The sequence below is a fragment of the Candidatus Streptomyces philanthi genome, assembly GCF_059553635.1.
Map to the genome: position 1 here is coordinate 1 of NZ_JCANQV010000052.1, position 26,615 is coordinate 26,615.

The window sequence follows — 26,615 nt, forward strand, 5'->3', positions numbered from 1 at the left end:
TTCCGAGGGCTCACCGCTGTCGCGGCTGCGGGCCCTGGCCCGTGCGCGGCGGCCCCGCTTCGTGCTGGCGCTGCTGCTCGGCAGTCTCGCGCTGGGCAGCGCGGTCGGGCTGATGGCGACGTCCGGCTGGCTGATCTCGCGGGCCTCGCAGCAGCCGCCGGTGCTGTATCTGATGGTGGCGGTCACCGCGACCCGCGCGTTCGGCATCGGGCGCGCCGTCTTCCGCTACGCCGAGCGGCTGGTGGCGCACGACGCGGTCTTCCGGATGCTCGCCGATGTCCGGGTCGCGGTGTTCCGGCGGCTGGAGCGGCTGGCGCCCGCGGGACTGAAGGAGCGGCGCCGCGGCGATCTGCTGTCGCGGCTGGTGGCCGATGTCGACGCGGTCCAGGACCACTTCCTGCGCTGGCTGCTGCCGGCGGGCGCGGCGGTGCTGGTCGGCGCGGGCGCGGCGGGCTTCACCGCCTGGCTGCTGCCCGAGGCGGGCGCGCTGCTCGCCGCCGGGCTGCTGCTGGCCGGCGCCGGGGTGCCGCTGCTGTCGGGCGCGCTGGCCCGGCGGACCGAGCGGCAACTGGCGCCCGCCCGTGGCCTCCTCGCCACCCGTGTCGTCGAACTCCTCACCGGCACCGCCGAGTTGACGGTCGCCGGTGCGCTGGGCGCCCGTACGGAGCAGGTGGGGCGCGCGGACCGTAAGCTGACCCGGCTCGCGGCCCGTTCGGCCGCCGTGGCGGGGACCGGAGCGGGGCTCTCGGCGTTGCTGTGCGGACTGACCGTCGCCGCCTGTGCCGTCGTCGGGGTGCAGGCGGTGCACGCCGGACGGCTGGACGGGGTGGCGCTGGCCGTCGTCGTCCTCACCCCGCTCGCGGCGTTCGAGGCGGTGGCCGGGCTGCCGCTGGCGACGCAGTACCGCCAGCGCACCCGGCGGGCGGCCGAGCGGGTCTTCGAGGTGCTGGACGCGCCCGAGCCGGTGCGGGAGCCGACCGCACCCGTGCCCGCCCCCGACGCGCCGTTCCCGCTGGTCGTACGGGATCTCGCCGCGCGCCACCCGGGGCAGTCGGTGCCCGCGCTGGACGGCGTCGGGTTCACCCTGGAGGCCGGGCGGCGGGTCGCCGTCGTCGGGACGTCCGGCTCCGGCAAGACCACCCTGGCGCAGGTGCTGCTGCGCTTCCTGGACCGGGAGGCCGGGACGTACACCCTCGGAGGGGTGGACGCGGCGGCGGTCGACGGCGACGAGGTGCGGTGCCTGGTGGGGCTGTGCGCGCAGGACGCCCATCTCTTCGACAGCACCCTGCGCGAGAATCTGCGGCTCGCCCTCCGCGACCGCGAGGACACCGGTGAGAGCGCCCTGTGGGACGCGCTCGGGCGGGCGCGGCTGGCGGACTGGGTGCGGGAGCTGCCCGACGGCCTGGACACCATGATCGGTGAGCGCGGCGCCCGGCTCTCGGGCGGGCAGCGGCAGCGGCTGGCCCTGGCCCGCGCGCTGCTCGCCGACTTCCCCGTCCTCGTCCTGGACGAGCCCGCCGAACACCTCGACCTGGCCACCGCCGACGCGTTGACCGCCGATCTGCTGGCCGCGACCGAGGGCCGGACGACGGTGCTGATCACCCACCGGCTCACCGGCCTGGACGCGGTCGACGAGGTGCTCGTCCTCGACCAGGGGCGGGTGGTGCAGCGCGGCGGGTACGCGGAGCTGGCCGCCGCCGACGGGCCGTTCCGGCGGACGCTGGAGCGGGAGCGGGCGGTGGACGCGGCGGCCGGGGAGCGGTCCGCGACCGTACCCGTGTAGGCCCCACCGGCCTTGGGTGACCGCATGCGGGTACTTTCCCGCCAAAAGTCCCCTATTAGGCTCAAGGCATGGCAGCCACGGCAGGACCCTCGGACCCCACGGATCTCAGGCGTGCGGGAAAGGACCCCGATCCCATGGACGCCGCCACCGAGGCGACCCGCAGCCTCCAGGGACTGTCCCCCGAACTGACCGCCCGGGTACCGCAGCTGCTGGAGGCGATGCGCACCATCGGCGCCGACCTCGACCTGCACCTCACCCTCGACCGGATCGTGCAGACCGCCGCCGAACTCGCCGACGCCCGCTACGCGGCCATAGGCATCATCGCCGACGACCGTTCCGGCCTGTCGGACTTCGTGACGCACGGCGTGAGCGACGAGGTCCACCGGCGCATCGGCAGGCTGCCCGACGGCCACAAGGGCCTGCTCGGCGCCCTCATCCACGACCCGAAGGCGGTACGCCTCGCCGATCTCACCATGGACCCCCGCTCGGCCGGGTTCCCGCCCGGCCATCCGCCGATGCGTACCTTCCTCGGGGTGCCGATCCGCGTCCAGGACGAGGTCTTCGGCAACCTCTATCTGACGGAGAAGCGCGGCGGCGGCGAGTTCAGCGAGGAGGACCTGCACATGGTGCGGGTGCTGGCCACCGAGGCCGGTATCGCCATCGGCAACGCCCGGCTCTACGCGGCGACCCGGCAGCGGGAGCGCTGGATCGACGGCTCCGTGGCGGTCACCACCGAACTCCTCGCGGGCAGCGATGTGGACGACGCCCTCGCCGTCGTCGCCGAACAGGCCCGCAGGCTGGCGGACTCGGCGGCCGGCATCGTCCTGCTCCCCGACGACGAGGGCGGGCTGGAGATCGTCGCGGTATCGGCGGACGACCCGTCCGGGGTCATGGGCGCCCAGATCCCGCCGGGCAGCACGGTGACGGCGAAGCTCCTGGCCGGTGAGCCGGTGTACGTCGACGACTCGGCCACCGACCCGCGGATGGTCACCGCGCTGGCGCAGCGCTTCGGGCCGAGCATGCTGCTGCCGCTCAAGAGCGGCGGCCGGGTCCTCGGCACGCTCGCCACCCCCAGGGCCCCCGGCGCCCGCCCGTTCACCGAGGCGGAACGGACGCTGGGCGCCCAGTTCGCGGCGCAGGCGGCGCTGGCGCTGGTACTGGCCGACGCGCAGCGCGACCGCGAGCGGCTGGCCGTCTTCGAGGACCGCGACCGTATCGCCCGTGATCTCCACGACCTGGTCATCCAGCGCCTCTTCGCCACGGGGATGATGCTGGAGAGCGCCCAGCGCCGGTCGGAGGTGCCGGAGGTGGCGGAGGGCGTCGGCAAGGCCGTCGACGAACTCGACGTCACCATCCAGGAGATCCGCACCGCGATCTTCGCGCTCCAGCAGGGGCCGGACGAGGCGCCGTCCGGGCTGCGCACCCGGGTCCTGCGCGAGATCGGCACCGCCGCCGTACCGCTCGGCTTCCAGCCGTCGGCCCACTTCGTCGGCGCGGTCGACGCCCGGGTCGGGGAGCTGACCGGGAAGAACCTGATCGCGGCGCTGCGCGAGGCGCTGTCCAACGCGTTCCGGCACGCGCGGGCGTCGCGGATCGAGGTGGTCGTCGACGCGACGGTGACCCTGCCGGACGGGACGGAGGGCGTGCGGTTGACGGTCGCCGACGACGGCGTGGGCATTCCGCCGGGCGGCCGCCGCAGCGGCCTCAAGAACCTCGCCAAGCGCGCGGAGTCGCTCGGCGGGTCGAGCGGCTACGGACCCGGCATCGGGGAGAACGGCACCGGTACGACGGTGACCTGGGCGGCACCGCTCTGAGGCCGTGCGCCGTCAGCCCGCCAGAATCCGCTCGATGACCGCCGCGACGCCGTCCTCGTTGTTGGAGTGCGTACGGCCGGTGGTGACGGCGAGCACGTCCGGGTGCGCGTTGGCCATGGCGTACGAGGTCCCGGCCCAGGTCAGCATCTCCATGTCGTTGGGCATGTCGCCGACGGCGACCACCTCCTGGGGGGTGATGCCGCGCTCGGCGCAGCAGCGGGCGAGGGTGCCCGCCTTGCTGACGCCGAGGCCGCTGATCTCCAGGAGGGCGGTGGGGCTGGAGCGGGTGATCGAGGCGAGGTCGCCGGCCACCTCGCGGGCCAGCGCCAGGAACGCGTCGGGGTCGAGGCCGGGGTGGTGCGCGAGGAGCTTGAGGACGGGCTGACCGGGGCCGGTGACGGGGATGGTGCCGGTGGTGACCAGCGAGGTGTCCGTGCCGAGGGGGGCCTGCGGGGTGCCGGCCGCCGTGTACCCCGTGACATCGGAGGCCTCACCCGTGACACCGCCGGTGGGGTCCCGCTCCGCGTCCGGGACGTCCAGCCCGGTCGGGGCGGGGCCCCGCGGCGGCGCGAAGTCCTCGGCGAGCAGTACGTCCACCGGCGCGGTGACCGCGGCCGGATCGAGGTGGAACGGCGGGTACAGCGGCTCGTAGTGGATGCCACCGGTGCGCTCGACGGCGAAGGTCGTGCCCGGGGCAGCCTCGCGCAGCGCCTTCGTCACGGCGAGCGCGACGGTGTCCTCCAGCGGGCTGACCTCGATGAAGCGGCGGCCGCGGTGCAGATCGACGACGGCCGCGCCGTTCGCGCAGATCGCCAGCCCGTGACCGTGCACATGATCGCTGACCACATTCATCCAGCGGGCCGGGCGGCCGGTGACGAAGAAGACCTCGATGCCCGCGCGCTCGGCGGCGTCGAGCGCGGCCACGGTCCGCTCGGAGACCGTCTTGTCGTCACGCAGCAGGGTGCCGTCGAGGTCGGTGGCGATCAGCCGGGGAGGGGTGGGAGAGGTAGCGGTCACGGGCCCATCTTCGCCTACCGCGGTGCACAGGCGTGCGCCGGGGCGCGCGGATGAGCCGGGGCACGGCGGACGTGCGGGGCGTACGGCGGGGGAGGGCGCGCGGTGGGCGAGGGCGGCTCGCCCCGGCGCCCCGCGGCGCCGCCGCCGTGGGCTCGGGGCCATGCGACTGAGCACCGTGATCCTTCCCGTACGCCGTTGGTCCGAGGGGGGCAAGGAGCAGTGGCGGCGCGCAGGGGAACTGGGGTTCCACGCCGCGTACACCTACCACCTCTCCTGGCGCAGCTTTCGCGACAGCACCTGGTTCGGTGCCCTGCCGACGCTGACGGCGGCCGCCACGGCGACCTCCCGGATGCGGCTGGGCACCCTTGTCACCTCAGTCGAGCCTCGTTCGCCTATCACGGCCTGGCCTGGGAAGGCGAGCCTCAGGGACGTCGTGGTCCCGTCCGGAGCAGGTTAGATCGCGATGAGCCGGACGCGGTTGCCACACAGCTTGGCCATGTCGTCGACGTCCGACGTGAGCACGGCCACCGGGCCCGGCTGGCGGAGCGCGAGCTCGGCGACGGTGGCATCGATCGCGTACTTGTGGCCGTGCAGGCCGGCCTCTTTCAGCAGCCCGGCGGCGGCTCTGGCCGCCTGCTCGGTCACCCCTTCCACCTTGATCTGGGAGAGCACCCAGTTCAGCCGGGCGGTGTTCACCCGGGCGTGCATGACTTCCACGATGGTGTTGACGCAGACCGCGAGATCGGCAGCCATCCAGTGGAAGGATCGGATCATCGCGAGCACGGCCCGGTCCTGTGAGATCCAGGCGGACAGCCCTTGGGAGTCCAGAACGACGGTCTCGATGCGATGGTTCACGCGCCGCTCGCAGACTCCTCGTGCTCGGCCGTGCCGAAGATCCTGGCCTGGGCCGCTGCCAGCTCCTCTTCGGTGAACGCGCCGTGTTCCTCCTCGTAGCGGCGAAGCTCCTCGCCGAGCAGCTGGTGTCTGATCTGGCGGGCGACCGCCTCCGCGACGTAGCCGGAGACGTTGTCCGTGAGCCTCTTCAGCTCCGCCACCTGCTCGGTGGGCAGCGTGACCGTGATGCGGGTCGTATCAGCCACGGAGCCAGCATACTGCGGTATGCGCGTCATCTTCCGGGCTTCTCCGCCTAAGGGCTCAGCGTCGTCCCGCACCTAGCAGCTCGCGTAGACGGTCGCCGATCACGGACACCCCGGGGCGCGGGGCGCTCTCGTAATACCAGGGCTTGCGTCGGCGCAGCAGCGCGTCACCGTGCTCGCTCCAGGTGAATCCGGGCTTCCTCAGCAGTTTCCGGAACACGGCGTCCGCTGTCTCCGGGTGAGCGGCGGCCAGCCGACGGATTGGCAGTGGCGTGATCGATTCCTCGCGCAGGTATGTGCGCAGCAGGTCCTGGTGCTGCCTGCGGCCTGTGAGAGCGGGCTCCGCGAAGAGGTCCCGCAGCATCCCGTAGTCGGCGTAGAAGTTGAGCCCGTCGACCTGGTCGTAGAGGACGCCGATGGTGTCCGAGTCCGCCAGTTCTGACGGCAGCTCGAAGAAGGGCAGGTCCAGGCCGGGGAGCCGCTTGCGTCGGGCATGGCTGGGCTGTGCGGCGACGGCGGCCTGTTGGCGGTGGTGGTAGTAGGCGTTGAGGAGGTTCTCGGCTTCGGCAGGTGGCAGGACCAGTTCGTCGCTACCGCAGAACTCGATGAACGCGGCCCGGTCCTCCCGCATCCGCTGCCAGCCCTGCTCGATCTTCTCCGGGTTGCGGAAGACCAGTTCGGGGTGGTGCGTGGCCAGTCGCAGGGCTGCTTGGGCGATCTCGGTGGCGCTGGACCTGGGGTAGCTCGTCATCGCCCCGGACACCAACCACGCCCCGCCGGCCGAGTGGACGGGTACCAGGCAGGTATGGAGGAATCCCCCCTTGGACACTCCGCGGAACGCCGCCCGCCCGACGTTCGAGTACGTGCGGTACTCCAGGTCGTCGACAAGGTTGAGCAGGACGACGGCATCCCCGTCCTTGTGCCGGACCTCGAAGACGCCCTCGACCGGGTCACGCCAGCCGAGCAGCATCTCCCGGTCGGCCGCGGTCAAGTCCTTCCGTCCGGCAACGAAGCGGTCCACCACGGTCGAACCGTCCGGCAGGCGGTACCGCAGGATGAAGTGGTCGGTGATCCGGATCGCCTCACCCTCGTCCAACTGCCGTTCAGGCCCAGCGGCCTCCAGCAGGAGGGGTGTCAACCACCGGTCGAAGCGGGCGCTCTGTGCGAAGGTGACCAGGCGCCCCTTCAATTCGGCGCTGCGCTCGATGAGATCAGCCACCGTCACCTCGTTGATCATGGCCTCAGGCTCGGCCCTGTCCAGCGTGCCCATGACGCCACGGTAGCGGCCCGCATCGCGACATCGACGAGGCTTCCCGAATCTGCTCCGTCGGCATATCCGTGGAAGCAGGAGGCCCGCGTATCGTCGGGGTCATGCGTCTGAGCACGGTGATCCTCCCCATCCATCGATGGGCCGAAGGGCAGAAGATCTGGCGGCGGGCCGAAGGCCTCGGGTTCCATGCGGCGTACACGTACGACCACTTGTCGTGGCGGTCGTTCCGGGACGGGCCGTGGTTCGGGGCGATCCCCACGCTGACGGCGGCAGCGACAGTAACGCAGAGTATGCGCTTGGGCACCCTCGTCACCTCGCCGAACTTCCGCCACCCGGTCACCCTCGCCAAGGAACTGATCTCGCTGGACGACATCAGCGGCGGCCGGATCACCCTGGGCATCGGCGCGGGCGGCAGCGGTTTCGACGCCACCGCGCTCGGTCAGGAGTCCTGGTCGCCGCGGGAGCGGGCGGACCACTTCGGCGAGTTCGTGCCGCTTCTTGACCGGTTGCTGACCGAGGACGTTGTCTCCCATGAGGGCACGCACTACTCGGCGCACGAGGTGCGCAACATACCCGGTTGTGTGCAGCGGCCGAGGCTGCCGTTCGCGGTGGCGGCCACCGGGCCGCGCGGTCTGGAACTCGCCGCCCGTTACGGCCAGGCATGGGTGACCACCGGGGACCCCAAGGTGATGGCGGCGGGCGGCTCGGCGGCCGCCTCGCGCGAGGCGCTGCGCGGCCAGGTCGAGCGGCTCGGCAAGACCTGCGCCGATCTGGGGCGGGACGCCGCCGGGCTGCGCAAGATCCTGCTGACCGGCTTCACCCCGGAGCGCCCGCTGGAGTCCCTGGACGCCTTCGTGGAGTTCGCCGGCGCCCACGCCGAGCTGGGCTTCGACGAGATCGTGCTGCACTGGCCGGTCGCCGACTCGGTCTTCGCGGCCGACCCCGCGGTGTTCGAGCGGATCGTGACCGAGGGACCGGCCCAGCTGGCGGGCTGACCGCGGCGCGTCGGCGGTCCGGGAGTCCCCGGCCGCCGGCGACCCGCTGATCTGCGCTTTACCCCGCACAGGGCCACAAAGAGGGAGAATCGGGACAGTGGTGCGGTGTGCGGGACCGCACGGGGGAGGCCCGGCACCGCGCGGCACCTGACGCGTGTGGAGGAGCCATGGCACAGACCCGATTCGCCCCCGACCGCGGACTGACCTCGCGCATGGTCATGACGATGTTCTTCATCGGTCTGCTGTACGTCGTCCTCGTCGGGGCACTGGTGGTGCTGCTGAAGGGCGCGTGGCTGGTGGTGCTGGTCATCTCGGGGTCGCTGTTCATCGCGCAGTTCTGGTTCAGCGACCGGATCGCGGCGTTCAGCATGGGCGCCCACGAGGTGACGCCCGAGCAGGCACCCGAACTCCACGGCGCCGTCGACCGGCTCTGCGCCCTGGCCGACATGCCCAAACCGCGGGTGGCGGTCGCCGAGAGCGATGTGCCGAACGCCTTCGCCACCGGGCGCAACCGGAAGAACTCGATGGTCTGCGCCACGACGGGGCTGCTGCGCCGCCTGGAGCCGCAGGAACTGGAGGGGGTGCTGGCGCACGAGCTGTCCCATGTGGCGCACCGCGATGTGGCCGTGATGACCATCGCCTCGTTCCTCGGCGTCCTGGCCGGCATCATGACCCGCGCCGCGCTGTGGAGCGGCGTCGGCCGCAGCAACCGCGACCAGAACGCGGCCATCGCCGTACTGATCGTCACCCTCGTCAGCGCGGTCGTCTACGCGATCAGCTTCCTGCTGACCCGCCTGCTCTCCCGTTACCGGGAGCTCTCCGCCGACCGTGCCGCCGCCCTCCTCACGGCCCGCCCGTCGGCGCTCGCCTCCGCCCTCACCAAGATCACCGGCCAGATGGCCCGCATCCCGACCAGTGATCTGCGCAAGGCCGAACCCTTCAACGCCTTCTACTTCGCCCCCGCGTTCAGCGCGGAGAGCTTCGCCCGGCTGCTGTCCACGCACCCGACCCTGGAGCAGCGCCTGGACCAGCTGGGACGGATCTCGGCCCAGCTGGGGCGGCCGTGAAACGCCCCGAAGCGCCGCCCCGCGCTCCGGCGCCGATCTGCGGCCTCTGCGGCCGATCAGTGGGCGACACGAACGAGCACCGAACGATCCTGAACGAGGAGTGACCGGCGCACATGGGTTTCCTGGACGTCATTCTCGGCCGCAGCAAGCCGGTACGCCCCGACCTCGACCGTCTCTTCGCCCTCCCCTCCGCCGCGGTCACCCTCCAGGCGGCGGCCGGTTTTGACCCGACGGGCCTGGGGTCGGTGTGCTTCGCGAGCGTCGAGGGCGGCGGATTCGCCCGGATCGAGGAGGAGGTCCGCGGCCTCCTCGGCGCCTCCGCGGAGTTCAGCAAGGACTCCTACGGGTACACCTGGATGCTGGCGCGGCACGCCCCCGACGACACCGCGAGCCTGGTCAACGACCTGCACGCGGTCAACACCTCTCTGGAGGCGGCGGGGTTCGGGCCGCAACTGCTGTGCTCGCTGATGGGGTTCCGTGATGCGCGGGGGCGGCGCCTGGCGCTCGTCTACCTCTACAAGCGCGGCACGTTCTACCCCTTCGCGCCCCTGGCGGGCGGCGGTGAGACGCGGGACAACCCGCTCGAACTCCAGGTACGGGCGATGCTCCGCGACGATCTGGAGATCGAGGGCGATCTCGCCCGGTGGTTCCCGGTGTGGGGGGCGCCCGGGGTGTGAGCGGTTTCTCCCGCGTGCTCCCGGGGGGCGACGTCAGTCGGAGGCCGGCGGCAGCTGGGAGCGGGCGCGCTCGCTCGCCTGGCGGGCCTTGGCGGAGGTGATCTCCTCAGCGGCCCACTTCGCCCACTCCTCCTCCATGGCCGAGCCGCGCAGGCCGTACTCCAGGGCGATCCGTCCGTAGACCGAGATCATGTCGTCGTCCCAGTCGGTGTCCAGGGCGAGGCGGTCGAGTTCGGCGCGGATGCGGGCCGCGCGCTCGGCGGTCTGGAGGAGGTAGGTCCGCGCTTCGAGCGGGGTGAGCACGCCGAGGAAGAAGACCCGCAGCAGGCCGTCGTGGCGCGGCTGACCGGTGGGTTCGACCTGGGTGAGCCAGCGGCGCAGCTCGGTCAGACCGTCCTCGGTGAGCGCGTACTCCTTGCGGCCGCGCGGGCCTTGGGCGGCCACCTCGACGAGACCGGCGTCGGTGAGCTTGTTCAGCTCCCCGTACACCTGGCTCTGCGTCGCCGGCCAGACGTTCGCCAGCGACGCGTTGAACAGTTTCATGAGGTCGTAGCCGCTGGCGGGGGATTCGGCCAGCAGGCCCAGTACGGCATGTCTCAGACTCACGTCATGCACCCTACATTCCACTCTTGACATATCAAAGGATCACCTTCTACCTTCGACATGTCTGCATTGGAATGTCGGGCGGTCGCCGACGGCGGTGCCGTCCGTGAAAGAGGGGGATCATGCAGTACCTGCGGAGCTTTCTGCCGTGGCCGGCGTTCGCCGCGGCCTCCACGCTCGGCTGGCAATGGGGGACGCTCACAGGGCTGGCGGTCTGCGCGGTACTGCTCCTCACCGGCCGCGCCACCGGCTGGAAACCGGCCGACCGCCTGCTGGAGTACGGCACGGCCGTCTACTTCGCGGCGCTCACGGCACTGGCCTTGGCCCGGCCGGACAGCGGTCTCCGCGACTACAGCAGTGCCCTGTCGGCCGGCTGGCTCGCTCTGATCGCCTGGCTGTCCATAGCCGTCCGGCGCCCCTTCACCCTCCCCATGGCCCGCAAGGCGGCACCGCCGGAGGTCTGGGACAGCCCGGTCTTCCTCCGGCTCAATGCCGTCATCACGGCCGCATGGGCCCTCGCCTTCACCCTGTCCGCCCTCGGGCAGGCGGCGGTCTCCGCCCTGGGAGCAGGTGTGCTCCCCCTGGTGCTCCTCCAGATCGCCGGATTCGTTCTGCCCCTCCGCTTCACCGCCGTCTACCCGGAACGGGTCCGTGCCCGGTTCCGGCAGCACTCCGCCCCACGTCCCGACATCGAGGGAGTCCCGGCCTCATGACCACACAGTCCGCGCCCGCACCCCACCTCGTGGGCAACTTCGCCCCCGTGATGGACGAACTGACCCGCCACGACCTCCCGGTCACCGGCGCTATCCCCCCGGAGTTGACCGGGTGGTACCTCCGCAACGGCCCCAACCCGCGGCAGGCCGCCTCGCCCCACTGGTTCCTCGGCGACGGCATGGTCCACGGCGTCCGGCTGGACGGCGGCCGCGCCACTTCCTACCGCAACCGCTGGGTCCGCACCTCCACCTTCACCGACGGCGCCCGGGTCTACGACGACGAGGGACGGTACGACCCGACGGCCGGCCTGGCCAACACCCATGTCGTCCGGCATGCGGGACGCACCCTGGCACTCGTCGAGTCGTCCCTCCCCTATGTGCTCGACTGCCGCCCCGGCCAGGAACTCGACACCCTCGGGCCCCATGACTTCGGGGGCCGACTCACCGGCGCCATGACCGCCCACCCGAAGATCTGCCCCGACACCGGGGAGCTGCACTTCTTCGGCTACGGCGCGGTGCGGCCGCCCTACCTCACCTACTACCGGGCCGAAGCGGCGGGGGAGTTGGTCATCAGCCGCCCCATCGACGTACCGGGGGCCACGATGATGCACGACTTCCACCTGACGTCCCGTCATGTCATCTTCATGGACCTCCCGCTCGTCTTCACCGGACAACGTCCCGGCATGCCCTACGCCTGGGACCCGGAGTACGGCGCCCGGCTCGGCGTCCTGCGCCGCGACGACCCCTACGGCGAGGTCCGCTGGCTGCCCATCGAACCCTGCTACGTCTTCCACGCCCTCAACGCCTACGACGACGGCGACCAGCGGATCGTCCTCCATGTCTCCCGCTATGCCGCACTGGACGGCTCCGACCCGGCCGCCCATCTGTGGCGGTGGACCATCGACCTCGCCACCGGAACGGTGACCGAGGAGCAACTCGACGACCGGTCCGCCGAGTTCCCGCGTATCGACGACCGCCTCGCGGGGCTTCCCGCCCGCCACGGCCATCTCACCGTGGCCGAAGGACCCGGCACCGGACCCGTACCGGGCGCGCTGCTCCGCTACGACCTGCGGACCGGCGCGGTCGCCCGGCACGACTTCGGCCCCGGACGCACCCCCGGCGAAGCGGCCTTCGCCCCCGCCGACGACACCCCGGGAGGCCCCGGCTGGCTGATCACCTATGTCTACGACGCCACCAGCGACACCAGCGACCTGGTGATCCTCGACGCCGACGACCTCTCCGCGGACCCGGTGGCCACCGTGCATCTCCCGCAGCGGGTGCCGTACGGCTTCCACGGCAACTGGCTGCCCGACCCCGAGGGGTGAGCCCGGCCGCGTACGACAACCACCGGACGCCCCTCGGAGCGATACCGCCGGCCCGCGACGCTGTGCCCGGCCCGGTCCTTGACAACTCAAGAGCGGAAGGGAGAAGGAGGCCCGGGGCGGCGGCCCGCGTGGGAGGCGCGGCGCGGAAAGCCCGATCGCCGTACCGGCCCCGGGCCCTCATGCCCCCTACGGCTCCTTCCTCCCCTTCCGGGCGTCGTGGCCGGTGGGGGAGGGGAGGACCAGGGCGTCCATGACGCGGGCCCGGGCCTCGCGGTCCGCGGCGGCGGCGATGAAGGCCGCCGTGTTCCCGGGACCCACCAGATCCCGTACGGCCCGCACGACCCCGGCGGGCAGCGCCACCACCTCGGTGGGCTCCGCGCCCTGCGGGCCCGCGGTGGCGGGGGCGCCGGGAGCAGGGGCCGGTGCGGTGGGCCCCGGGGCGGTGAACGGGGGAGCGGCGGGAGCCGGAACGGCGGCTGCCCTCTCCTCGTCGGACGAAGGGAGGGAATCGGCGAGGAGATGGCGCAGATGCCGGGTCGCGAAGATGCGCATGGCGCGGGCCAGTTCGACGTCGACGGTCTGCTGGGCGAGCGGACGCAGACGGCGGACGAGGGCGGTGGCCTCGGCCGCCTCCGCCTCCGTGGGCGGATGGTCCAGGTACGGCTGGAAGACATGCTCGGTGGTGAAGTCGAGGAAGCGGCGGGCGATGTGCTCGACCTGGGCCCGCAGCTCCCGCAGGTGCCCGGCGATCGCCAGGAGGGGGACGCCCGCGGCGTGCAGTTCCACGGCGACCGCCAGTTCCCGGGGGCTGGGTACGAGGAACGCGTCCTTCTCGCCCGGGACGCGTTCCAGGACCCCCAGCTCCACGGCGTCGGCCAGCGCCTTTTCGTCCGGGGCGCCGCCGAACGCGGCGTCGAGTTCGGCGCGGCCGATGCGGGACGCCTGCTCGTCGCTCCACGGCCCGTCGACCTCGGCCACCAGCCCGAGGACTCCGCCGAGGTCACGACCGGCGTCCCACGCCTCCAGCAGTTCCTTGATGCTGGCCAGGGTGTAGCCGCGCTCCAGCAGGTCGGCGATCTGGCGCAGCCGGGACAGATGGGCGCCGCCGTACACATTGGCCCGCCCGCGGCGCTCGGGGCGCGGGAGCAGCCCGCGGTCCTGGTAGGCGCGGATGGTCCGTACGGTGGTGCCGCTGAGATGGGCCAGGTCCTCGATGCGGTACTCCGGCTGCGGCTGCTCGGTCACGGTGGTGCTCCTCACGACATGGCCGCGCGCCTCGCCGCACCCGCCACGGCACGTGCGGCCGGGGGACACCGGACGGGCTACGGCCGTGCGCGACGGCCCTTCCTGCGAGGGATGGTACGACCGGCCCGCACGGCACGGCATCGCTCCTCCACGCCCGCGGGGGCCGCCCCACCTTGGGGCCTGGCAGCCCCTCCGGCCTGCGCGGGCTGGTCGTACGGGGCGTGGGGGCGAGGAAACCGGTCTTGCTCGCGCGGGCCGCTGCCGTGGGCCGGGGCCTGGCCCCGCTCGCACGGCCCGCTGCCTCGGGCCGGAGCCCCTGATCCCACGGGCCGCCACCACTCGGGCCGGTTTCGCCCCGTGCGGATGGGCCGCCGTCCCGGGCCGTGGGGCCCGCCCCCGCCCGTGCGGATGGGCCGCGTCCGCACGGCACATCCACACGGGCAGGCGCGCTCCCCACGCACAGGGACCGACCCCGGTCCCAGGGGCCCAGGACCAGCTCCACCGCACCTCCAAGCCCACTCACCCCAGCGCCGCGCCCCCCCCCGCAACGCCCCTACAACGGCGGCTCCACCCTGGCCATCGCCCGCAGTACGCGAGGGGAGAAGCGGGACAGGAAGCGCAGGCCGTGGGCCTCGGGGGTGACGGGGACCACCGCCTGGTCGCGGGCGACGGCGCGCAGGACGGCGTCGGCGACCTTCTCCGGCGGGAAGTTGCGCATGCCGTACAGCCGGGCCGCCTTGTCGCGGCGGCGCTGCTCCTCGTCCGCCGGGACACCGGCGAAGTGCGCGCTGGTGGTGATGCCGGTGTTGACCAGGCCCGGGCAGATGGCGGAGACCCCGATGCCCTGACCGGCGAGTTCGGCGCGCAGGCACTCGCTGAGCATCAGCACGGCCGCCTTGGAGGTGCTGTAGGCGGGCAGGGCCCGGGAGGGCTGGAACGCGGCGGCGGACGCGGTGTTGACGATGTGGCCGCCCTGACCGCGGTCCGCCATCCGCCTGCCGAAGGTGCGGCAGCCGTGGATGACGCCCCAGAGGTTCACGTCGAGGACCCGCTTCCAGTCCTCGGTGGTGGTCTCCATGAAGGGTCCGGACAGACCGATGCCGGCGTTGTTCACCAGCACGTCGACCGTGCCGTACTCGGCCTCGACCTTGTCGGCGAGCTTCTCCATCGCCGCCGCGTCCGCGACATCGACGGCCTCGCTCCACGCCTCCGGGGCGCCGATCAGCCGGGACATGTCGGCCGTGCGGGCGGCGCCCTCGGCGTCCCGGTCGACGGCGATGATCCGGGCGCCGGCCTCGGCGAAGGCGAAGGCGGTCGCCCGCCCGATGCCCGCGGCGGCCCCCGTCACCAGCACCAGCTGCCCGCCGAAGCGGTCCGCGTACGGGCCGGACGCCACGACGGGCCGGGCGGGCCCGTCCTCCTCCTGGGCGGCGACGAAGTCACCGATCCAGGAGGCCAGTTGGTCGGGGCGGGTGCGGGGCGCCCAGTGCCCGGTCGGCAGGGTGCGGCGGGTCAGCCGGGGGGCCCACATCTCCAGGTCGTCGTAGAGCCGCTGGGAGAGGAACATGTCGCCGGTGGGCGTGATCAGCTGGACCGGGCAGTGCGCGTAGGCGTCGGCGCGGGGGTGGCGCAGCCGGGGGCGGACGTTGTCGCGGTAGAGCCAGGCGCCGTGCGCGGCGTCGGTCGGCAGTGACGCGGTCGGGTAGCCGGTGCCGGGCACCTTCTCGACGCGGCGCAGGATCGCCGGCCAGCGCTTGCCGAGGGGCCCCTTCCAGGCGAGTTCCGGGAGGACGGGGGTGTGCAGCATGCCGACGTACCAGGACTTGACGCCCTGGGAGAGCAGTTGGGCGGCGCGCCGGGGTGAGGGGCGCGTCATGCGCAGCTTGATCCAGTGGCCGAAGTGGTCCAGGGAGGGGCCGGACATCGAGGTGAAGGAGGCGATCCGGCCCTCCGTGCGCCGGGAGGTGGCGAACTCCCAGCCCTGTACCGACCCCCAGTCGTGGCCCACGAGGTGCACGGGGCGGTCGGGGCTGACGGCGTCGACGACGGCCAGGAAGTCGTCGGTCAGCTTCTCCAGGGTGAAGCCGCCGCGCAGCGGCCGCGGCGCGGTGGAGCGGCCGCAGCCCCGGACGTCGTAGAGCACCACATGGAAGCGGTCGGCGAGACGGCGGGCGACCTCGGTCCACACCTCCTTGCTGTCCGGGTAGCCGTGGACCAGGACCATGGTGGGGCGGTCCGGGTCCCCGAGTTCGGCGACACAGAGGTCGACACCGCCGGTGCGTACCCGGCGCTCCCGGGCCCCTTCGAGTCCGGCCGTGGTGACGGTCCCGGCCGCACGGTCCTGGCGCATGGTCTGCTCTCCTCCCGGTCCGCCGCCCGGTGCGGGGGCAGGACCGCTGCTCTGTTCCGGCTTCCGGTGGTCGGTCGTCGCGGCCCGGACGGCTCCGCGCTTCCGCGGCCCGTCCGTCCCGTGCGCCGTGGTCATGCGGTCGCGGCCGCCGGCCGGCGGCGTACGTGCGGCAGGTCGTCGTCCAGCCAGAAGGCGCTCTCCTGGGGGTCCTTGGAGTCCGTGACGACCAGGATCTCCTCGAACTTCGCCCCCGTGCCGCGGAACCCGAGGTGGGGTTCGACGGCCCAGATCCCCGGCTGCGGGGGATGGTCGGAGAAGGAGTACGGGCTCCACAGCGGTGACCAGCCCTCACGGTGGCCGTGCAGGGCGTCGGAGGCCAGGCCCCGCAGGGCGCGGGTGCCGAACCCGAAGAGGGTGGGGGTCCAGCGGCGTTCCCGGACCTGGTCGATCTTGTGGGCGATGACGCCGAACGGGTAGGCGCGGTGGCGGTTGGCGTAGCCCTGGCGGATCATGAGGCGTTCGACGTCCTCGTAGATCTCCCGCAGCGGGCGGCGCTCGCGGACCTCGCGCAGGATGAGTTCGCGGTGCGCCCCGAGGTCGGCCATCAGGCGGTCGTGCAGGGGGTTGAGGCCGAGGCAGCCGGAGTAGCCGATGTCCGCGGTGAAGCCCTGGTGGATCGGGGCCATGTCGAGGATGAAGGGCATGCCCGGCTCCAGCGCCCGGTCGGTGGGGAAGAACTGGAGCGGTATGCGGAAGCCGGCGAAGGCGGTGCGGTCGCCGAACCAGGCGAACGGCAGGTGGAACCAGTCCCGTACGCCGCGTTCGCGCAGCCAGACGCGTTGCATCCGGGCCGCGTCGCGTTCGGTGACGCCGGGTTCGAGCTGGGCGGCGACGGCCTCGGCGCAGTCGTAGGCGAGCCGCTGGACCTCCTTGAAGCCGCGGAGTTCCGCGGGGCGTGTGAGGGACCCCGAGGGGGGTGCCGAGGTCGGAGAAGCCATCGCCCACCATCCGTCCGTGTGCAAGTGGTTGCGGTACGCGCCCGTAACGTGACATTGATGAATGTGACAATGACCGGCGGCTACGTCAAGAGGTGCGTCACCACCTGCCCTCGCAGGTCGGCGGTCACTGGCCCGCCGGCCACCGCCTCCCGACCCCGCCCTCGTCCCCAGGCCCTGGCGTCCCTGCGCCCGAGGTAGGGCATCCCTTACGGGTTTCTCGTCCCCTGGAGGTAGGAGAGCGGTGAGCAGACCACCGCCTGGGCGGACGACACCCACGGCCCGCGCCACTAGCGTCGAGGCGTGACTGTGATCGTGACCGAACGTCTGAGCAAGCGGTTCCCCCGGGTGACCGCCTTGGACCGGCTCTCGCTGGACATCGGCCCCGGGGTGACCGGGCTGGTGGGTGCCAACGGTGCCGGAAAGTCCACCCTCATCAAGATCCTGCTCGGCCTGGCCCCGGCCACCGAGGGGACCGCCCGCGTACTCGGCATGGACGTGACCACCCACGGCGGAGCGATCCGCGAACGGGTCGGCTACATGCCCGAGCACGACTGCCTGCCGCCGGACGTCTCGGCCACCGAGTTCGTGGTGCACATGGCCCGGATGTCCGGGCTGCCGCCCACCGCCGCCCGGGAACGCACCGCCGACACCCTGCGCCACGTCGGCCTCTACGAGGAGCGCTACCGCCCCATCGGCGGCTACTCCACCGGCATGAAGCAGCGGGTGAAGCTGGCTCAGGCGCTGGTCCACGACCCGCAGCTGGTCTTCCTCGACGAGCCGACCAACGGCCTCGACCCGGTCGGCCGGGACGACATGCTCGCGCTGATCCGGCGGGTGCACACGGACTTCGGGATCTCCGTCCTGGTCACCTCCCACCTCCTGGGAGAGCTGGAGCGCACCTGCGACCATGTCGTCGTCATCGACGGTGGCACCCTGCTGCGTTCCTCCGCCACCGACGAGTACACGCAGGTCACCACCTCCCTCGCGGTCGAGGTCACGGACACCGACACCCACCCGGACGGCACCGCAGCGCTGCGTGCCGCCCTCACCGCCGCCGGGGTCACGGTGGCCACCGACGCCCCCGACGTACCGGGGCAGGCCCCCACCGGGCATCTGCTCCACATCGAGGCGGCCGGGGACCGGACCCTCGACCTGGTGCGGGACACCGTCGCCGACCTCGGCCTCGGCCTGGTCCGCATGGAACGGCGCCGACACCGCATCGCCGAGGTGTTCCGCGACGCGGACACCGCCGCCGCGGCCGCCCCCGTCTCTCCCGGCCTCCCACCGGCCACCCCGTACGCCCCGACCGCGCCCCAGGACGGAGGTGCCCCCGATGCCGTCTGACACCCCCACCTCCGCCCCGGCGCAGGACGTCATCCACAACATCGGCTACCGCCACTACGACGGCCCGCGTCTGGGCCGCGGGTACGCCCGCCGCTCGCTGTTCACCCAGAGCCTGCGCGGCGCCTACGGACTCGGCCGCTCGGCCAAGGCCAAAGTGCTGCCGATGCTGCTGCTCGGCGTGATGTGCCTGCCCGCCGGGATCATGGTCGCGGTGGCCGTGGTGACCAAGGCGAACAGCCTCCCGGTCTCGTACACCCGCTACGCGATCTTCCTCCAGGCCGTCATCGGCCTCTACCTCGCGTCCCAGGCGCCCCAGTCGGTCTCCCGGGACCTGCGCTTCAAGACCATCCCGCTGTACTTCTCCCGCCCCATCGAGCGGATCGACTACGTCCTGGCCAAGTACGCGGCCATGGCGAGCGCCCTGTTCGTCCTCACCGCGCTGCCGCTGGTGATCCTCTACACCGGCGCGCTGCTGGCCGAGATGGACTTCGCCGACCAGACCAAGGGCCTGGGCCAGGGCCTGGTCTCCGTCGCGCTGCTCTCGGTGCTGTTCTCCGGGGTCGGCCTGGTGGTCTCCGCCCTCACCCCGCGCCGGGGCTTCGGCGTGGCCGGGGTCATCGCCGTACTGACCATTCCCTACGGGGCCGTGAGCGCGGTCCAGGGCATCGCCGCCCTCAACGGCCGGGAGGACACCATCGGCTGGCTCGGGCTGTTCTCGCCGACCACGCTCATCGACGGCCTCCAGGCGGCGTTCCTCGGCGGCCGCACCTCCTTCCCGTACGGGGTGGCGCCGTCGGGTGCCGTCGGAGGCGTCTACCTCCTCGTCACGCTGGGCATCGTCGCCGGCTGCTACGCCCTGCTGATGCGCCGCTACCGCAAGGCCGGGCTGTGAGCGCCCGCCCGTCGACCGCCACCACCCCCCGAAGGAATGGGCCGCGCCCATGACAACTGTGAACATCGACCACGTGTCGCGCTGGTTCGGCAACGTCGTCGCCGTCAACGACATCACCATGACCATCGGTCCCGGTGTGACCGGTCTGCTCGGGCCCAACGGCGCCGGGAAGTCCACCCTCATCAACATGATGGGCGGCTTCCTCGCCCCCTCCAACGGCACGGTCACCCTCGACGGCGCCGCCATCTGGCGCAACGAGCAGATCTACCGCCACATCGGCATCGTCCCCGAGCGGGAGGCGATGTACGACTTCCTCACCGGCCGGGAGTTCGTCCTCGCCAACGCCGAACTGCACGGCCTCGGCCGCGCCGCCGCGACCAGGGCGCTGGCCACGGTCGAGATGGAGTACGCCCAGGACCGCAAGATCTCCACGTACAGCAAGGGCATGCGGCAGCGCGTGAAGATGGCGTCGGCGCTGGTGCACGACCCGTCGGTGCTGCTGCTCGACGAGCCCTTCAACGGCATGGACCCGCGTCAGCGCATGCAGCTGATGGAGCTGCTGCGGCAGATGGGGGACGAGGGCCGTACGGTGCTGTTCTCCTCGCACATCCTCGAAGAGGTCGAGCAACTCGCCTCGCACATCGAGGTGGTGGTGGCCGGACGGCACGCCGCTTCCGGCGACTTCCGCAAGATCCGGCGGCTGATGACCGACCGCCCCCACCGCTACGTCGTCAGCTCCGACGACGACCGGGCGCTGGCCGGCGCGCTGATCGCCGACCCGTCGACGTCCGGCATCGAGGTGGACCTCACCGAGGGTGTGCTGCGCATCCAGGCCGTCGACTTCGGCCGGTTCACCGAACTCCTGCCGCGCGTCGCCCGCGACCACGGCATCCGCCTGCTGACGGTCTCCCCCTCCGACGAGTCGCTGGAATCCGTCTTCTCCTACCTCGTCACGGCCTGAGGCCGGAAAGGAGTCCCGACGCATGTCCACGACCTCCCCCGCGGCCTCGCCGCGCTCCACCGCCACACCGGTGGCCGCACTGTTCCACCCGACCGTCGCCCGCCTCACCTACCGCGGGCTGCTCGGCCGCCGCCGCGCGGCGATCCTCTTCGCGCTGCCCGCGCTGCTGATCGTCATCGCCGTCGCGGTCCGTTTCCTCTCCGGCGCCGACGACCTCACGGCCAAGGCGGTCCTGGGCGGCTTCGCGCTGTCCACGCTGGTGCCGCTGATCGGCGTGATCGCCGGTACGGGCGCGATCGGGCCGGAGATCGACGACGGTTCGGTGGTCTATCTGCTGTCCAAGCCGGTCCCGCGGTCGACGATCATGTTCACCAAACTGCTGGTCGCGGTCGGTACGGCAGTGGTGTTCTCCGCCGTACCGGTGCTGATCGCCGGCTTCGTGCTGAACGGCAACAGCCAGCAGATCGCCGTGGGGTACGCGGTGGCCGCCGCGGTCGCCTCGGTCGCCTACAGCGCCCTGTTCCTCCTCTTCGGCACGGTCACCCGGCACGCCGTGGTCCTCGGCCTGGTCTACGCCCTGGTCTGGGAGTCGCTGATCGGCAGTCTGGTCGCCGGGGCCCGCACCCTCAGCGTGCAGCAGTGGGCGCTCGCCGTCGGCCAGCGGACCGCCGCGGACGGCGCGCTGTCCTCCGAGGTCCAACTGCCCGTCGCCCTCGTCCTGCTGGCCGTCGTCACGGTCGGCGCCACCTGGTACGCGGGACGCCGTCTGCGGTCGCTGACCCTGACGGGCGACGAGTAGACGACGCGGACCGTGCGACGCACGGGTTCCGGGAGGCCCGAGGGTTCGGGCCGCCGCACGGGCTCCGGTGGGGACACCGGGGCCCGTGCGGCGTTTCTGTACGGGGAGGGGCGGTTGTGCCGCAGGGCGTACGGGAGGGAGCTGCGTCCGGTGGGGACGGCCGTCCGTAGGGTTGCCGGATGACGTCCTCCGCGCCGCTGCTCGTCACCGAGACCGTCCGGTACACCGACCAGGACACCGGACCGGAGTGGCCCGCGCTGCTGTGGCGGGCCGGACCCGGCTGGCGCATGATCTCCAGTGCCGTGCTCGGCGGCGGGATCGGTGAACGCCGCTGGGTCCTCAACGCCCAGGTGGGGCACGGCTACCGGCGCCGCGACCCGGGGGCGCACCTCGCGCGGATCGCGGCCGACGCGGGGGCGGAACGCCCCGCGGACGAGCGGGCCGCGGCATACGGAACCGGGGCGCCCGGGGCCGCGACGTACGGGGCCACGGCGCTCGGGACCACGGCACTCGGAGTCGGCCTGATGACCGCGGCCGATGTGCTCGGCACGCGGACGCATGTCGTGGACGAGGGTGCGGAGGCGCTGGTCACGGCCGGGGTCGGGGTCTCCGGGTGGGCGGCGGTCCCGGCGTCCGGGGGCGGGGTCCCGCACCAGGGCCCGGGGACGATCAACATCCTCGTCGCCCTGCCGGTACCGCTCACCGACGCCGCGCTGGTCAACGCGGTCGCCACGGCGACCGAGGCCAAGGTGCAGGCGCTGCTGGAGCACGGCATCGCCGCTTCCGGGACACCGACGGACGCGGTGTGCGTGGCCGCGCGGGCGCCACGCCCCGGCAACCGGGCGGAGGAGTTCGCCGGCCCCCGTTCCCTCTGGGGCGCCCGGCTCGCCCGCGCCGTCCACCGCGCCACCCTGCGCGCCGTCGCCCGCGACGCGGAGCTGCGTGGGGTGGAGCCGAGCGGGGTGGACGACGGGCGTGCGGTGGATGCCGGGTGTGCGGCGGACGTCGGGCGGGCGGGGGCTCGCCCGGCTGGCTGACGGGCATTCAGCCACCGTACGAGCCAGGACGGGGCGCCACCGTACGAGCCCAGGACCGGGCCTCGGCGTACGAGCCCGGCCCCGCCCCTCGCCACACGGGCGCCACACCACGGTCCTCCGCCACGCGCCCCTACGCCTGTACCGACCCGACCCGACCCGAGACACCCACCAAGCCCCCACCAAAGCCCCGTACCAGCCCCCTACCCCTCCTCCCCGATCCGCCGGTCCCGCCCCGCGCCCAGCCCCAGCAGGGCGAGTCCCGCGCAGACGACCAGCAGGAGGGCGAGGGGGACGGTCCAGCCGCCGGTGATCTGGTGGACGGCGCCGAGCAGCAGCGGGCCGACCGCGGCGAGGAGATAGCCGCCGGTCTGGGACATGCCCGACAGCCGGGCGGCGGTGTGCGGGTCGCCGGAGCGCAGCACCATCATCGTCAGCGCGAGCCCCAGGGCACCGCCCTGCCCGACGCCGAGCAGGACCGCCCACAGCCAGGCCCCGGCCACGGGGGACAGCAGCAGTCCGACGACGGCGCAGGCCATCAGCGCGGAGACGGCGACGCCCAGCATCCGCTGGCGGCGCATCCGTCCGGCCAGTACCGGCACCACGAACGATCCCGCCATCTGCACCAGGGTGCTGACGGCGAAGACGAGACCGGCCTGCGCCTTGCTCATGCCGTGGTCGGTGAGGACCGTCGGCAGCCAGGCGATGGTGACGTACGCGATCAGCGACTGCGAGCCCATGAAGAGGGTGACCTGCCAGGCCAGCGCGGAGCGGCCGAGCCGGGGGCCGTCCTCGGTGGTGTGCCGGGGAGCGCCGGCGGACTCGCCGTGGTGGGTGCCGCGGCGGGCGATCACCGTCTGGGGTATCCAGACGAGCGCGGCGGCGGCGGCCAGCAGCGCCCAGGAGACGAGCGAGCCCTGCCAGCTGCCCAGGGCGTTCTCCAGCGGGACGGCGGAGGCCGCCGAGACGGTGGCGCCGAGGATCATCGCGGTGGAGTAGAGGGCGGTCATCGGGGCGGCGCGGTCGGGGAAGTCCCGCTTGATGAGGCCGGGCATCAGCACGTTCAGCAGGGCGATCGCGGTGCCGACCACGGCACAGCCGGCGAACAGCGCGACGACGGGCGGCGCGATCCGCAGCACGATGCCGCCGCACAGCAGTGCCAGCGCGGCGCAGAGCACGGCCTCGGTGCCCCAACGGCGGGCGAGTTTCGGCGCGATGATCGAACCGAGGCCCATGAAGACCAGCGGGATGGTGGTGACCAGGCTGCTGGCGGTGGCGGCCAGATGGAAGTGCGTACCGATCTCGCCGAGCAGCGGGGAGACCCCGGCCAGCGCCGCCCGCATGTTGAGGGAGGCGAGCACGATGCCGGCCAGCAGGAGCGCCGGGTGCGCCCGCAGCCGGCGGCGGGCCGCGGCGACCGGCGGGGCCACGGCCAGGTCTTCCTCGGCGTCGATCAAGGATGTGTCGGGAGCGGTCCCTGACATGGGTGCGTACCTCGCCAATCGTGGGGTCGCGGGTCGGCACCACGGCGCTGTGGCGGGCCGGGCCCGTGAGAAAGAAGGGGGAAAAGGGGGCGTCAGCGGTCGGCGAGCAGGGCCTCCACGGCCCGCTTCGGCCTCTCCAGCAGGGCGCGGGTGGCGCGCTCCGCCGCCTCCGGGTCGCCCGAGGCGATGGCGTCCAGGACGGCGCGGTGGTCGCCGTGCACGATCTTGGGCATCGCCTGGTCGTCGAGGGCGCTGACCAGCGCCTCGCGCACCGAGCTGCTGAACCATCCGTAGGTCGCGGTCAGCGCGGTGTTGTGGGCCGCCTCGACCACGGCCCGGTGGAAGGCGATGTCGTGGTCGGCGTAGAGCTCCCGGCTACCGGAGACGGGCTGGCCCGCCTCGTCCTCCAGCGCGGTCTGGGCGTCCAGGGCACGGCGCATCCGGTCCAGGTCGGCGGGTTCGTGGCGGAGCGCGGCCAGCCGGGCGGCCTCCGCCTCCAGCGCGATCCGCACTTCCAGGACGTCGCGGGTGCCGGCCCGGCGGATGTCGCGCATCACGGCGGCGGGGTCGGCGGCGGACACCACGAAGGTGCCCTCGCCCTGCCGGCAGTGCAGCATCCCGGCGTGGGCGAGCACCCGTACGGCCTCGCGGACGGTGTTGCGTCCGACCTGGAGCTGCTCGGCGAGGGCGTGCTCGGTGGGGATGCGGCTGCCCACGGGCCAGGTCCCCTCGGTGAGCTGGGACCGCAGTGTCTCAACAACGGTGTCCACCAGGGACTGCCGTCCCGCTGCCCGCAGTGCCATGTTCCTCCGCCTGTTCCGGGTGGGTCCGGGCCGCGGTCCGCGATGCGGCCGACCCAGTTGCCCGGTCATCCTACAACTGATGGTTGCAACGTACAAGAAACCCGGGGACGCCCACACCCATGGGCGCCCCCGGGGCCTTGGGTCAGCGCGTCGGCTTGGGGACGAGCGTGCGCTCGCGGCCCAGGGACGTGGCCGTGGAGTCGGCGTTGAGGGAGAGCTTGCCGTCGGACCAGCGGGCGACGATGTCGTCGGCGCGGCGGCTGCCGCCGAAGGCGCCGACGGCGGCCGGAGTGGCCTTGAGCCAGGCGGACTTGGCGGGGCGCAGCCGCCGCTCGGTCGCGAGCTTGGTGCGGGCGGCGTCCTGGTGGACGGTCACCTCGCCGTCGGACCAGCGGACGAAGAGGTCCTGTCCGGACCCGGCGGCGGGGGAGGCGGTGAGGTCCCCGGCGGCGATGTCACGGGCGTGGGTCCAGGTCGAGTTGGGGCCGATGAGCTTCTTCTCGGCGTGCAGGCCCTTGGCGTCGATGTTCGGGTAGAGCGAGACATGGCCGTCGGACCAGCGGACGAGCAGGTCGTCGGCGCGGTCGCCGCCGTCGAAGCGGCCGGCGGCGATGCCGTGGGCGCGCGTCCAGAAGCTGCCCTTGGGGCGCAGCCGGATCTCGTCGCGCAGCCCGCGCTTCTCGTCGACGTCCTTGTGGAGCGTCAGCTCGCCGTCCGACCAGCGGACGATGAGGTCCTGGGTGCCGGAGCCGGTGAAGTCGCCCGCGGTGAGGAACGAGGCGTGCTTCCAGGTGGAGTTGGGGCCGGTGAGGCGTACGGGCTTGCCGAGGCCGTACCGTCCGTCGCCGGGAAACAGCGAGACCTCACCGTCGTTCCAGCGCACGATCAGATCGTCGTTGCCGTTGCGCACCGAGGAGCTGTGGAAGCGGCCCGCCGTCATGACCGCGGCGCCCTTCCACCGGGCGGCGTTGCCGAGGAGGCTGCCGACATCGGGCGGGGAGTCGTTCACCGCCTGCCGGTAGAGGCGGAAGACGTCGTCGTCGAACTGCGAGGCGTAGGAGATGTTGTCGTAGAGGCCGCCGGTCTTGTAGCCGCCGACCACGCCGACCAGATCGCCGCGGCTGCCGTCGAAGTTCTCCAGGAACGGGCCTCCGCTCACCCCCGCCCGGAAGCCGTCGCACGGGATCTCCAGGAAGCGGCCCTGGAAGGCGCGGGTGTCCTGGGTGCAGCGCAGCGGGGTCTTCTGGCCGCCGGGGTAGCCGACGGCGGTGACGTCCTTGCGCGCCAGCTTGGTGGAGACCACCTTGGTCAGGGTGTTGCCGCGGCCGGTGGCGTCCTCCAGCAGCTGCCCGTCGGCGTTGGGGCCGACGCGGACGAACGCGAAGTCGACGTCGTCGTCGGGCGTGGCCCGCAGATAGCGTCCGTCGAGCCAGACCTTGTCCGTCTTCACCGGGAAGACGCCGTAGGGCGTCTCGCCCGCCTGGCCCGCCTTGGTGGTGCCCGCGCGGTAACCGGGGACGAAGGCCACATTGCGGTACGGCTTGCCGCTCTTGAGGCAGTGCGCCGCGGTGATGACCAGGCTCTTGGTGGGCGACTCCACCACGCCGGCCGTGCAGAACTGGTCGGCGGTGTTCGCGCCGTCCTCGGTGCGGATGAGGAACACACCGACCGTGGCGATCCCCTCGTCCGCCTTCCGGCTGGGCTCGGTGAGCGACCGCTTGCTCCGTCCGCCGGGCGCCGCCGGGGCGTCCCCGCCGACGGGCTCCTCGTTCACGGGGACGGCCTGGCGGATGCGTTCCGGCGTCCAGTAGCGCTCGGTCTCCCGCGCCTCGGCGATGTCCTGGCGCGTCACCTCGTCGGGCGACGAGGGGGCCGTCTGCGGGACGGGCGGCGCGGGGGTGTCCTCGGGTGCGGCGGCCGCCGGCGTGGCGCAGGCGAGCGTGGCGCACAGGCCCAGCGCGAGCGCGCGGGGCCAGGGTATTCGTGGCATGCAACTTCCATGGGAAGGGTGGTGGCGCGGCGCACCACGCCACCACCTCGTTCTGATCATGGAAGAGGGTATGCGGTCGGCGGACCGGTTCGCCCCCCTTTATTGTTCGGCGTCCCTTCCCCGCACCTCCCCCGGCGACGCGCGGCGCACCAGCACCCGCTCCCGTCCGCCCGCGACGGCGACCACCGGCGGGCGGACGGCACACGGGTGGGAGAGCGGACGGGCCCCGGTGACCGGAACGGCGAGCAGATCACCGGGACCGAGGTCACCGGGGAGGAGCACATCGGTGGCGAGGACGCCCACCTCCTCGCCGCGCCGGACCACGACGGTGGCCGGTTCCGGCGGCGCGGCGGA

At 72.8% G+C, this 26,615-nt stretch carries 23 protein-coding genes and 2 pseudogenes; 13 read left to right on the forward strand and 12 right to left on the reverse strand.

Features of this window, described 5'->3' with window-relative positions:
- The coding region (cydC, locus tag AC51EU_RS09245) for a thiol reductant ABC exporter subunit CydC (protein WP_496266243.1) at positions 1-1,783 on the forward strand (1,783 nt) is incomplete at its 5' end.
- A 134-nt stretch (positions 1,784-1,917) separates the two neighbouring features.
- Entirely contained in the window at positions 1,918-3,597 is a 1,680-nt protein-coding gene (locus AC51EU_RS09250) for a sensor histidine kinase (protein ID WP_496266244.1), read from the forward strand.
- Between the two features lie 12 nt (positions 3,598-3,609).
- Here AC51EU_RS09250 and AC51EU_RS09255 read toward each other — a convergent pair whose 3' ends face one another.
- Positions 3,610-4,614 carry an HAD hydrolase family protein gene (locus AC51EU_RS09255; RefSeq protein WP_496266245.1) on the reverse strand — a complete coding sequence of 335 codons (1,005 nt, stop codon included), beginning with the start codon at positions 4,612-4,614 and terminating at the stop codon, positions 3,610-3,612.
- Between the two features lie 160 nt (positions 4,615-4,774).
- Here AC51EU_RS09255 and AC51EU_RS09260 point away from each other — a divergent pair.
- Positions 4,775-5,047 (forward strand): annotated as a pseudogene (locus tag AC51EU_RS09260) (LLM class flavin-dependent oxidoreductase); the annotation flags it as partial.
- A gap of 20 nt (positions 5,048-5,067) precedes the next feature.
- Here the strand turns inward: AC51EU_RS09260 and AC51EU_RS09265 are convergent.
- Genes AC51EU_RS09265 through AC51EU_RS09275 form a run of 3 tightly spaced genes read right to left on the reverse strand, consistent with a single transcriptional unit; the run spans position 5,068 to position 6,981 of the window.
- Positions 5,068-5,469: a DNA-binding protein gene (locus AC51EU_RS09265; protein ID WP_496266246.1), complete on the reverse strand. Its 402-nt coding sequence runs from the start codon at positions 5,467-5,469 to the stop codon at positions 5,068-5,070.
- Positions 5,466-5,714, reverse strand: coding sequence for a type II toxin-antitoxin system CcdA family antitoxin (locus AC51EU_RS09270; protein WP_496266247.1), 249 nt, complete (start codon positions 5,712-5,714; stop codon positions 5,466-5,468). The genes AC51EU_RS09265 and AC51EU_RS09270 overlap by 4 nt, the downstream gene beginning before the upstream one ends.
- A gap of 55 nt (positions 5,715-5,769) precedes the next feature.
- Positions 5,770-6,981 carry a hypothetical protein gene (locus AC51EU_RS09275; protein WP_496266248.1) on the reverse strand — a complete coding sequence of 404 codons (1,212 nt, stop codon included), beginning with the start codon at positions 6,979-6,981 and terminating at the stop codon, positions 5,770-5,772.
- A gap of 101 nt (positions 6,982-7,082) precedes the next feature.
- Between AC51EU_RS09275 and AC51EU_RS09280 the strand changes: the two genes are divergently transcribed.
- The 3 genes from AC51EU_RS09280 (at position 7,083) to pspAB (ending at position 9,720) form a co-directional block, all read left to right on the forward strand.
- Positions 7,083-7,976 carry an LLM class flavin-dependent oxidoreductase gene (locus tag AC51EU_RS09280; protein ID WP_496266249.1) on the forward strand — a complete coding sequence of 298 codons (894 nt, stop codon included), beginning with the start codon at positions 7,083-7,085 and terminating at the stop codon, positions 7,974-7,976.
- Between the two features lie 167 nt (positions 7,977-8,143).
- Positions 8,144-9,043, forward strand: a complete 900-nt coding sequence (gene htpX, locus AC51EU_RS09285; RefSeq protein ID WP_496266250.1) for a zinc metalloprotease HtpX — start codon at positions 8,144-8,146, stop codon at positions 9,041-9,043.
- Positions 9,044-9,156: 113 nt separating this feature from the next.
- Complete coding sequence (gene pspAB, locus AC51EU_RS09290) at positions 9,157-9,720, forward strand: PspA-associated protein PspAB (RefSeq protein WP_496266251.1); 564 nt, start codon at positions 9,157-9,159, stop codon at positions 9,718-9,720.
- Between the two features lie 33 nt (positions 9,721-9,753).
- Here pspAB and AC51EU_RS09295 read toward each other — a convergent pair whose 3' ends face one another.
- Positions 9,754-10,326 (reverse strand): PadR family transcriptional regulator, encoded by a 573-nt coding sequence (locus AC51EU_RS09295; RefSeq protein ID WP_496266252.1) that lies wholly within the window; start codon positions 10,324-10,326, stop codon positions 9,754-9,756.
- Positions 10,327-10,445: 119 nt separating this feature from the next.
- Here AC51EU_RS09295 and AC51EU_RS09300 point away from each other — a divergent pair, with 119 nt between their 5' ends.
- Complete coding sequence (locus tag AC51EU_RS09300) at positions 10,446-11,036, forward strand: hypothetical protein (RefSeq protein ID WP_496266253.1); 591 nt, start codon at positions 10,446-10,448, stop codon at positions 11,034-11,036.
- Positions 11,033-12,361 carry a carotenoid oxygenase family protein gene (locus tag AC51EU_RS09305; protein WP_496266254.1) on the forward strand — a complete coding sequence of 443 codons (1,329 nt, stop codon included), beginning with the start codon at positions 11,033-11,035 and terminating at the stop codon, positions 12,359-12,361. Before AC51EU_RS09300 ends, AC51EU_RS09305 begins: the two co-directional genes overlap by 4 nt.
- Positions 12,362-12,547: 186 nt before the next feature.
- Here the strand turns inward: AC51EU_RS09305 and AC51EU_RS09310 are convergent, their stop codons facing one another.
- The 3 genes from AC51EU_RS09310 to AC51EU_RS09320 form a co-directional block, all read right to left on the reverse strand.
- Complete coding sequence (locus tag AC51EU_RS09310) at positions 12,548-13,606, reverse strand: MerR family transcriptional regulator (RefSeq protein ID WP_496266255.1); 1,059 nt, start codon at positions 13,604-13,606, stop codon at positions 12,548-12,550.
- A 553-nt stretch (positions 13,607-14,159) separates the two neighbouring features.
- Positions 14,160-15,956, reverse strand: coding sequence for an SDR family oxidoreductase (locus AC51EU_RS09315; protein ID WP_496266256.1), 1,797 nt, complete (start codon positions 15,954-15,956; stop codon positions 14,160-14,162).
- Positions 15,957-16,087: 131 nt separating this feature from the next.
- Positions 16,088-16,954: a M24 family metallopeptidase gene (locus AC51EU_RS09320; protein WP_496266257.1), complete on the reverse strand. Its 867-nt coding sequence runs from the start codon at positions 16,952-16,954 to the stop codon at positions 16,088-16,090.
- A 306-nt stretch (positions 16,955-17,260) separates the two neighbouring features.
- Here AC51EU_RS09320 and AC51EU_RS09325 point away from each other — a divergent pair, with 306 nt between their 5' ends.
- The 5 genes from AC51EU_RS09325 (at position 17,261) to AC51EU_RS09345 (ending at position 21,987) form a co-directional block, all read left to right on the forward strand.
- Complete coding sequence (locus AC51EU_RS09325; RefSeq protein WP_496266264.1) at positions 17,261-18,298, forward strand: ABC transporter ATP-binding protein; 1,038 nt, start codon at positions 17,261-17,263, stop codon at positions 18,296-18,298.
- On the forward strand, positions 18,288-19,190 hold the full coding sequence (locus AC51EU_RS09330) for an ABC transporter permease (protein WP_496266258.1): 903 nt from the start codon (positions 18,288-18,290) through the stop codon (positions 19,188-19,190). Before AC51EU_RS09325 ends, AC51EU_RS09330 begins: the two co-directional genes overlap by 11 nt.
- Before the next feature lie 49 nt (positions 19,191-19,239).
- A complete protein-coding gene (locus AC51EU_RS09335; RefSeq protein ID WP_496266259.1) occupies positions 19,240-20,151 on the forward strand; it encodes an ABC transporter ATP-binding protein in 912 nt (303 codons plus the stop codon).
- Positions 20,152-20,230: 79 nt separating this feature from the next.
- Entirely contained in the window at positions 20,231-20,950 is a 720-nt protein-coding gene (locus AC51EU_RS09340) for an ABC transporter permease subunit (RefSeq protein ID WP_496266265.1), read from the forward strand.
- Positions 20,951-21,129: 179 nt separating this feature from the next.
- Positions 21,130-21,987: an adenosylcobinamide amidohydrolase gene (locus AC51EU_RS09345; RefSeq protein ID WP_496266260.1), complete on the forward strand. Its 858-nt coding sequence runs from the start codon at positions 21,130-21,132 to the stop codon at positions 21,985-21,987.
- A gap of 200 nt (positions 21,988-22,187) precedes the next feature.
- Here the strand turns inward: AC51EU_RS09345 and AC51EU_RS09350 are convergent, their stop codons facing one another.
- From AC51EU_RS09350 to AC51EU_RS09365, 4 genes and pseudogenes are all read right to left on the reverse strand, one after another.
- A complete protein-coding gene (locus tag AC51EU_RS09350) occupies positions 22,188-23,468 on the reverse strand; it encodes a CynX/NimT family MFS transporter (protein ID WP_496266261.1) in 1,281 nt (426 codons plus the stop codon).
- Positions 23,469-23,560: 92 nt separating this feature from the next.
- Positions 23,561-24,271, reverse strand: coding sequence for a FadR/GntR family transcriptional regulator (locus AC51EU_RS09355; RefSeq protein WP_496266262.1), 711 nt, complete (start codon positions 24,269-24,271; stop codon positions 23,561-23,563).
- A gap of 142 nt (positions 24,272-24,413) precedes the next feature.
- The gene (locus tag AC51EU_RS09360) at positions 24,414-26,261 is read right to left on the reverse strand and encodes a trypsin-like serine peptidase (protein ID WP_496266263.1); all 1,848 of its coding nucleotides are present in this window, start codon (positions 26,259-26,261) and stop codon (positions 24,414-24,416) included.
- Between the two features lie 99 nt (positions 26,262-26,360).
- Positions 26,361-26,615: pseudogene (locus AC51EU_RS09365) on the reverse strand (diaminopimelate decarboxylase); the annotation flags it as partial.